The organism is Mesorhizobium sp. M7A.F.Ca.CA.002.09.1.1 (assembly GCF_003998555.1).
GTDB classification, from domain to species: Bacteria; Pseudomonadota; Alphaproteobacteria; order Rhizobiales; family Rhizobiaceae; genus Mesorhizobium; species Mesorhizobium ciceri.
Map to the genome: position 1 here is coordinate 1 of NZ_RZRR01000159.1, position 8,097 is coordinate 8,097.

7 protein-coding genes are annotated in these 8,097 nt (G+C 61.0%); 4 read left to right on the plus strand and 3 right to left on the minus strand.

Annotated features, from left to right (window positions below):
* Both EN994_RS09765 and EN994_RS09770 read left to right on the plus strand, forming a co-directional pair.
* Nucleotides 1-742 (plus strand): ATP12 family protein (locus tag EN994_RS09765; RefSeq protein WP_127307502.1); only part of this gene is annotated, 742 nt, incomplete at its 5' end.
* A 190-nt stretch (nt 743-932) separates the two neighbouring features.
* Nucleotides 933-2,822: an MFS transporter gene (locus EN994_RS09770; protein WP_127307503.1), complete on the plus strand. Its 1,890-nt coding sequence runs from the start codon at nt 933-935 to the stop codon at nt 2,820-2,822.
* A 96-nt stretch (nt 2,823-2,918) separates the two neighbouring features.
* On the opposite strand, the gene EN994_RS09775 is transcribed toward EN994_RS09770, so the two are convergent.
* A complete protein-coding gene (locus EN994_RS09775; protein WP_063168063.1) occupies nt 2,919-3,116 on the minus strand; it encodes a DUF2735 domain-containing protein in 198 nt (65 codons plus the stop codon).
* Between the two features lie 316 nt (nt 3,117-3,432).
* Between EN994_RS09775 and EN994_RS09780 the strand changes: the two genes are divergently transcribed.
* Entirely contained in the window at nt 3,433-4,473 is a 1,041-nt protein-coding gene (locus EN994_RS09780) for a glutamine synthetase beta-grasp domain-containing protein (RefSeq protein ID WP_013531450.1), read from the plus strand.
* A gap of 738 nt (nt 4,474-5,211) precedes the next feature.
* On the opposite strand, the gene glnA is transcribed toward EN994_RS09780, so the two are convergent.
* Entirely contained in the window at nt 5,212-6,621 is a 1,410-nt protein-coding gene (gene glnA, locus EN994_RS09790) for a type I glutamate--ammonia ligase (RefSeq protein WP_013531452.1), read from the minus strand.
* A 65-nt stretch (nt 6,622-6,686) separates the two neighbouring features.
* Nucleotides 6,687-7,025: a P-II family nitrogen regulator gene (locus EN994_RS09795; RefSeq protein WP_006205430.1), complete on the minus strand. Its 339-nt coding sequence runs from the start codon at nt 7,023-7,025 to the stop codon at nt 6,687-6,689.
* A gap of 358 nt (nt 7,026-7,383) precedes the next feature.
* Here EN994_RS09795 and EN994_RS09800 point away from each other — a divergent pair.
* Nucleotides 7,384-8,097, plus strand: a 714-nt coding sequence (locus EN994_RS09800) for an NAD(P)H-hydrate epimerase (protein ID WP_127307504.1), incomplete at its 3' end; no start/stop codon positions are given.

The window sequence follows — 8,097 nt, forward strand, 5'->3', positions numbered from 1 at the left end:
CCCGGATCCTGTGCGCCGCGCCCAGATCCAGATGAAGACGCCTCTGCCCAAACGCTTCTACAAGGCCGCCTCTGTGGCACCTATCGACAATGGCTTTGCCGTGCATCTCGACGGCAAGCCGGTGCGGACGCCGGGCAAGGCGCTGCTGGTGCTGCCGACCGAGGCAGCAGCCGCGCTCGTCGCCGACGAGTTCGCCGCCCAAAGCGAGACCATCGATCCGGTGAAGATGCCGGTGATGCGCCTCGTCAACACGGCCATCGATGGCGTCGCCAGCGACCCGCAGGCGGTGCTGGAGGATATCCTGCGCTTTGCCTCATCCGATCTCACCTGCTATCGCGCCGACGCGCCGCAAGGGCTGGTGGAGCGGCAGAACCAGCATTGGGATCCGGTGATCGACTGGGCGAGGACGCTCGGAGCCCGCTTCAATCTGGCCGAGGGCATCATCCATGTCGAGCAGCCGCGCGAGACCATCGCCGTGCTGGGCAGCCATCTTGCCCAGCGCGCCGAGCCGCTGCGGCTCGCCGCCATCCATGTGATGACGTCGCTGACCGGTTCGGCGCTGCTGGCGCTGGCTGTCGATTTCGGCGAGATCGACGCTGAGGCTGCCTGGGCCGCTGCTCATGTCGACGAGGACTGGCAGATCGAGCATTGGGGGCAGGATGCGGAGGCCGTTGCCCGCCGCGCGGCTCGCAAGCGCGACATGATGGCTGCCGCCGGCCTGCTGCAAGCGCTCAAGGGCTAGGGGTTTCCCAACTCGCCCGGTTTCATCCCGCAGCGCACCTAATACCAAAGTCATAATCCCAAAGACGCGCTGCCTTTGGCGGGCGCTTTCTGTCATTTTTCCCGAATGGCTGTCGTTGAGTCCGTGCTCGGAGGAGAACGCGGACAGTGTCGCGCAGCATTGAGAACGGGTCTCACGGGAGGATAACGCAATGGCAATAGCATCGACCGCCGGCGGAACAAGCCGCGGCATGACGCGGGAAGAGAAGAAAGTCATCTTCGCTTCCTCGCTCGGCACCGTTTTCGAATGGTATGATTTCTATCTTTATGGCTCGCTGGCGGTGTTCATCGGTTCGACCTTTTTCAGCCCAGCCATTCCGGAAGCGACCCGCAACATTTTCGCGCTGTTGGCTTTCGCCGCAGGCTTCCTTGCGCGCCCGTTCGGCGCACTGCTGTTCGGCCGCATCGGTGACCTTGTCGGCCGTAAATATACTTTTCTTGTCACCATGACGATCATGGGCCTATCGACCTTCCTGGTCGGCTTGCTGCCCGGCTATGCCACTTTGGGCATCGCCGCTCCCGTGATCCTGATCATCCTGCGCATGCTGCAGGGCCTGGCTCTGGGTGGCGAATATGGCGGCGCGGCCACTTACGTCGCCGAACATGCGCCGGACAACCGGCGCGGCTACTACACCTCGTGGATCCAGACCACCGCGACGCTCGGCCTGTTCCTGTCGCTGGTTGTGATCCTGATCGTACAGGCTTCATTGAGCAAGGAAAACTATGCTGCCTGGGGCTGGCGTATTCCGTTCATCGTGTCTTTTCTGCTGCTCGGCATCTCGATCTGGATTCGGCTTTCGCTTTCCGAATCCCCGACCTTCCAGCGCATGAAGGATGAGGGAAAGGGCTCCAAGGCGCCGCTGACGGAAGCCTTCGGCCAATGGAAGAACGCCAAGATTGCACTGCTGGCGCTGCTCGGCCTCACAGCCGGTCAGGCCGTGGTCTGGTACAATGGCCAGTTCTACGCGCTGTTCTTCTTGACCAACGTGCTCAAGGTCGACGCGCAGTCGGTCAACATCATGATCGCGGTCGCCCTGGCGGTCGGTTCGATCTTCTTCGTCGTCTTCGGCTGGCTCTCCGACAAGATCGGCCGCAAGCCGATCATCATGGCGGGCCTTGCGCTGGCGATTGTCTGCACCTTCCCGCTGTTCAAGGCACTGACATGGGCTGCCAATCCGGCACTCGCCACGGCGCAGCAGAACACCAGGGCGACGGTGACCGCGGCGCCGGGCGACTGCAAATTCCAGTTCAATCCGGTTGGCACGGCGAAGTTCACGACATCCTGCGATATCGCGACTTCGTTCCTGACCAAGAACTCGGTTCCCTATGACGTGGTGTCGACGGCTGCCGCCGGCACACCCGCATCTGTCAAAATCGGCAATGAGACGGTCGAGTCCTATGACGCCATCGCCGCCGGTGATCAGGCCAAGGCCAAGGAAGCGGCCTTCATCAAGGCCGTCAATATGTCGCTGCAGGACGGCGGCTATCCGCTGAAGCGCGCGGCAGCCAAGGTTGCGGACCAGAAGCTCGATGCGTTTGTTGCCGCCAACCCGGAACTGAAGCTGGACGCCGCTGCCATCCGTGCCGGTGAAAAGGCGACGGTGCCGATCGACCAGGCGGTCAAGGACAAGCTGCTGACCACCGATGAGGCAGCGGGCGCACCCGAAGTCACCGTCTACAACATTCCAGGCGGCGGCGCGTTCGCCATGTTCGCCGATCCTGCAGCAGTGAACTGGCCAATGACGATCGGCATCCTGTTCATCCTGGTGCTGTTCGTGACCATGGTCTACGGGCCGATCGCGGCGATCCTGGTCGAGATGTTCCCGACCCGCATTCGCTACACCGGCATGTCGCTGCCCTATCACATCGGCAATGGCTGGTTCGGTGGACTGCTGCCGGCAACCGTGTTCGCGCTCAGCGCCTACAAAGGCGACATCTACTATGGCCTTTGGTACCCGGTGGTGATCGCGGCTATAACGCTGGTCATCGGCATGATCTTCGTCAAGGATACGCTCGGCACCGACCTGCACGCCAAGGAGTAGGCAGCCCCAGCGTTCAAAAGAAAGCCCGGCGCGAACGATCGCGCCGGGCTTTTTCTTTTCAGGCCAATTCGTTGGCGAGGGCTGCTGCCCTTTGTGTCAGCTCTTGCGGCCCCGGGCCTCTTCCTCGATGGCTGCCTCATGGTACCAGCCGTCGCCGAAATCCGCGCGGGCACCACGCAGCGAGGCAAGCTCTGCCGCAAACTTAGCCTTTCCGCTCAAATTTGAGGCAGAGAGGCGTGCTGCCGCCGGGAACATCAAAATTTTGGCCGACGGTCGTGTGGAAATGACTTCCATTGCCGGGTTCCTTTCTTCCGCCGAACCTTTTCGATTCAACTTGGCCCGAAGATAAGGTCTGCAATCAAGTTAGGCAATATGCCTATGAAAAGATCAGCATTTGCACACTATTTGTGCAAATAAGGACCGTGATGGATCCGGGCGCATTGCTTAGGCGGCTCACCGACTTCCGGTGGATGCCGCGTCAATTTTGTCGCACCCTCCGGACCAAGAATGGCACACGAATTGCATTTTAAGTGTGCGGCAGGCCAGCTGCTGACGGCAGACGCATGTCGACGCCGTTCAGTGTTCGGTGATCAAGCAACGAGAGGCTAGAATGACGAAATACAAGCTCGAGTATATCTGGCTCGATGGATATACCCCGGTCCCCAACCTTCGCGGCAAGACGCAGATCAAGGAATTCGCCGAATTCCCTGAACTCGAGCAGCTGCCGCTGTGGGGCTTCGATGGTTCCTCGACCCAGCAGGCCGAAGGGCACAGCTCCGATTGCGTGCTGAAGCCGGTTGCGGTCTATCCGGATCCCGCCCGCACCAACGGCGTGCTGGTCATGTGCGAAGTCATGATGCCCGATGGTGTCACGCCGCATGCCTCAAACAAGCGCGCCACCATCCTCGATGACGAGGGCGCCTGGTTCGGCTTCGAGCAGGAATATTTCTTCTACAAGGACGGTCGCCCGCTCGGCTTCCCCGAGAGCGGCTATCCCGCACCCCAGGGCCCGTACTACACCGGCGTCGGCTATTCCAATGTCGGCTCCGTCGCGCGTCAGATCGTCGAGGAGCATCTCGACCTCTGCCTCGCCGCCGGCATCAACCACGAAGGCATCAACGCCGAAGTGGCCAAAGGCCAATGGGAATTCCAGATTTTCGGCAAGGGCTCCAAGAAGGCCGCCGACCAGATGTGGATGGCCCGCTACCTCCTGCAGCGCCTGACCGAGAAATACGGCATCGACATCGAATACCACTGCAAGCCGCTCGGAGACACCGACTGGAACGGCTCTGGCATGCACGCCAACTTCTCGACCGCCTATATGCGCGAAGTCGGCGGCAAAGCCTATTTCGAAGCGCTGATGGCGGCCTTCGACAAGAACCTGATGGATCACATCGCCGTCTACGGCCCGGACAACGACAAGCGTTTGACCGGCAAGCACGAGACCGCGCCGTGGAACCGGTTCAGCTATGGCATTGCCGACCGTGGCGCCTCGATCCGCGTGCCGCATTCCTTCATCAAGAGCGACTATAAGGGTTATCTGGAAGACCGCCGTCCGAACTCGCAGGGCGACCCCTACCAGATCGCCTCGCAAATCCTGAAGACGATCGCCTCGGTTCCGGCAAGCGCTCAGGTTTCAGCCGCCGCGTAAGTGTTTCGGACTGTATGACAAGAGGACCCCGGCGTTTCGCGCCGGGGTTCTTTTTTGGCCGTTACCCGGCGGACTGCATTCCCGGTAAAACATACCCAGAAAAAGTCAGGCAGTTCCGGCGGTCGCTAATCGCCCGTGAGTTCCGGCCGCAGCCGTGCGGGTCTGCGGCGATCACTCGCCAGAAAGCCCGGAAAACCGCCTTTTTCCAGCCCTTGTCCGGGGCGATGGATCTTCCATAAGCATCTGTTCATACAACGGAATCGGTCATTCGCCACCCGGCTGGCGGCGTTGACAGATCACGCTACGGCATGCGTATTCGCTGGCCTTGGGGTTACGTCACGCAATGCTGTTCGGACGGGCGGGGTTTTCTTGAACGGCGGCATTGGCGTGGGCGCCGGACGAGCGGTCACTGTAGCCTGAGACAGTGCTCCGCTCGCTCCTGGCTCCGACGTTGGCGGCCGAACCGCCTCCCTTGATCATTTACTGAACACCGCCGAGTTGTGATTGAAGCGACGCGCTCAAAAGCCGGCCGCTCCGATGGACCGTAGGTCCAAGAATCCGGGCATCCTATGATCGTCGAAGACGAAAGGCGGATACGGCTGTCCATGCGCGGCTGCCGTGCAGGCGAGGCATGCCGGTCGGCTGGCAATCCTATTGGAGCGCAGCAAAAAGCCCTTGAAAGAGGGACGTCTTTCAAGGGCTTGAGCATTATAGCTAATCTTGGACCGAGATTGAATCTCAGACGGAGTAGTACATGTCGTACTCGACCGGATGCGGGGTCATTTCGAAGCGCATCACTTCGGCCATCTTCAGCTCGATATAGCTGTCGATCTGGTCGTCGTCGAAGACGCCGCCGGCTTTCAGGAAGCCGCGGTCCTTGTCGAGGCTCTGCAGGGCTTCACGCAGCGAGCCGCAGACGGTCGGGATCTTCTTCAGCTCCTTCGGCGGCAGGTCGTAGAGATCCTTGTCCATCGGCTGGCCGGGATGGATCTTGTTCTTTATGCCGTCGAGGCCGGCCATCAGCAGCGCTGAGAAGGCGAGGTAGGGGTTCGCGCCCGGATCGGGGAAGCGGACCTCGACGCGCTTGGCCTTCGGCGACGAGCCGAACGGGATACGGCAGGAAGCCGAGCGGTTGCGCGCCGAATAGGCGAGCAGAACCGGCGCTTCGTAACCCGGCACCAGGCGCTTGTAGGAATTGGTCAGCGGGTTGGTGAAGGCGTTGATCGCCTTGGCATGCTTGATGACGCCGCCGATGAAGAACAGGCAGCTTTCCGACAGACCGGCGTATTCATTGCCGGCGAAGGTCGGCTTGCCGTTCTTCCAGATCGACATGTGGACGTGCATGCCCGAGCCGTTGTCGCCGAAGATCGGCTTCGGCATGAAGGTTGCCGTCTTGCCGTAGGCGTTGGCGACCTGGTGGACGACATACTTGTAGATCAGCATCTTGTCGGCGTTGCGCACCAGCGCGTCGAACTTGATGCCGAGTTCGTGCTGAGCCGCCGCCACCTCATGGTGATGCTTTTCGACGCGCACGCCCATCTCGGCGAGCACGGTCAGCATTTCCGAGCGCATGTCCTGCGCGCTGTCGATCGGCGGCACCGGGAAGTAGCCGCCCTTGATGCGCGGACGGTGGCCGAGATTGCCGGTCTCATAATCGGTGTCGTCGTTCGACGGCAATTCCGTGGAGTCGAGCTTGAATCCGGTGTTGTAGGGATCCGCCTTGTACTTCACATCGTCGAACACGAAGAATTCGGCTTCCGGGCCGACAAAGATGGTGTCGCCGATGCCTTCGGCCTTCATGTAGGCCTCGGCCTTCTTGGCCGTACCGCGCGGATCGCGGTTGTAGGATTCACCCGAAACCGGATCGAGGATGTCGCACAGGATGACCATGGTCGACTGCGCGAAAAACGGGTCCATGTGGACCGTTTCCGGATCGGGCATCAGCACCATGTCGGACTCGTTGATGGCCTTCCAGCCGGCAATCGACGAGCCGTCGAACATCACGCCATCGGCGAACATGTCTTCCTCGACCTCGATGACATCCATCGTCACGTGCTGCAGCTTGCCCTTCGGGTCCGTGAAGCGCAGGTCGACGAATTTCACGTCGTTGTCCTTGATCTGCTTCATGATGTCTTTGGCTGTCGTCATGTCATGTATCCCTGTGTGATGACTTTTTTTGATGATGACGTTTTTCGGGAGGATGGCGCGGTCGGTCAGACCGCGTCCATGCCCGTTTCGCCGGTGCGTATACGCACGACTTCCTCGATATTGGAAACGAAGATCTTGCCGTCGCCGATACGACCGGTCTGGGCCGCCTTGCGGATGGCCTCGATCGCACCTTCGACCGCGTCGTCGCCAAGCACGACCTCGATCTTCACCTTGGGCAGGAAGTCGACGACATATTCGGCGCCGCGGTAGAGTTCGGTGTGGCCCTTCTGACGACCGAAGCCTTTTGCTTCGGTGACGGTGATGCCTTGCAGTCCGGCCTCCTGAAGCGCTTCCTTCACTTCGTCGAGCTTGAATGGCTTGATGATCGCTTCGATCTTTTTCATGTAAAAAGTGGCCTCCACTGCCAAAAAAACGGGTTGTGACCCCCCGCTTGCGCCTCCATCAAGCACGAACTGTGCCAATTCAGCGGATTCTAAGCGGTCTCATAAGATTTCAAAGCCGCGCCGCACCGGGATGCAAATTCGCGTCATTCGCTGCACCGGAAGCGGCATGGACTGCCAGAGCCTACACAGCGCCAGCACCCACGTCCGCACAAAAATCGGGCATATTGCCTATCCCCCAGGCAATTTTCTGCCCGCGATGCTTTCGTGCCAACGTTATGGCTGCAGATCTCGGCAACTCCCCCTTGTTTGCTTAGGATCGAAATCGGACAATGCTTGATCGCATGCGGATCGGCAATCCATGAGCAACGAACTTCTTTCCCCGGCCGAAATGAGCGAGGCCGATCGGCTGACGATTGCCGCCGGCCCAGCCGACGGCATCGGCCTGATGCGGCGCGCTGGTGGAGCGGTCGCGGCCGAGGTTCTCAAGCGCTACCCCTCGGCAAAGCACATCCATGTGCTGTGCGGGCCCGGCAACAATGGCGGCGATGGCTATGTCGTTGCCCGCATCCTGGCCGGCAGCGGCGTCGGCACATCGGTCTGGGCATCCGGCGCGCCGAGGCCGAAAAGCGATGCGGCGCTCGCCGCCGCGGAATGCCCGATCAAGCCCCGGCCGCTGTCTGACTTTGACGCCAAGCCTGGCTCGATCGTGATCGACGCGCTCTATGGGGCGGGGCTGTCGAAGCCGCTGTCCGGCGACGCCGCGAAAGCCATCGATACAGTGACAGCCCTGAGCCTGCCCGTGGTCGCGGTCGACCTGCCGTCCGGCGTCTCTGGAAGGAGCGGTGACATATTGGGCAGGGCGTTTCGTGCCGAGGTCACCATCACCTTCGCGCGGAAAAAGCCTGGCCACCTGCTGCTGCCGGGGCGCGGGCAATGCGGTGAGATCGTGCTCGCCGATATCGGCATCGGCGACGGCATTATCGCCCAGCTCGCCGTCTCGACCTTCGAGAATGTGCCGGACCTGTGGTTGCAGGAATTTCCGGTGCCGACGGTGGATGCGCACAAATACAAG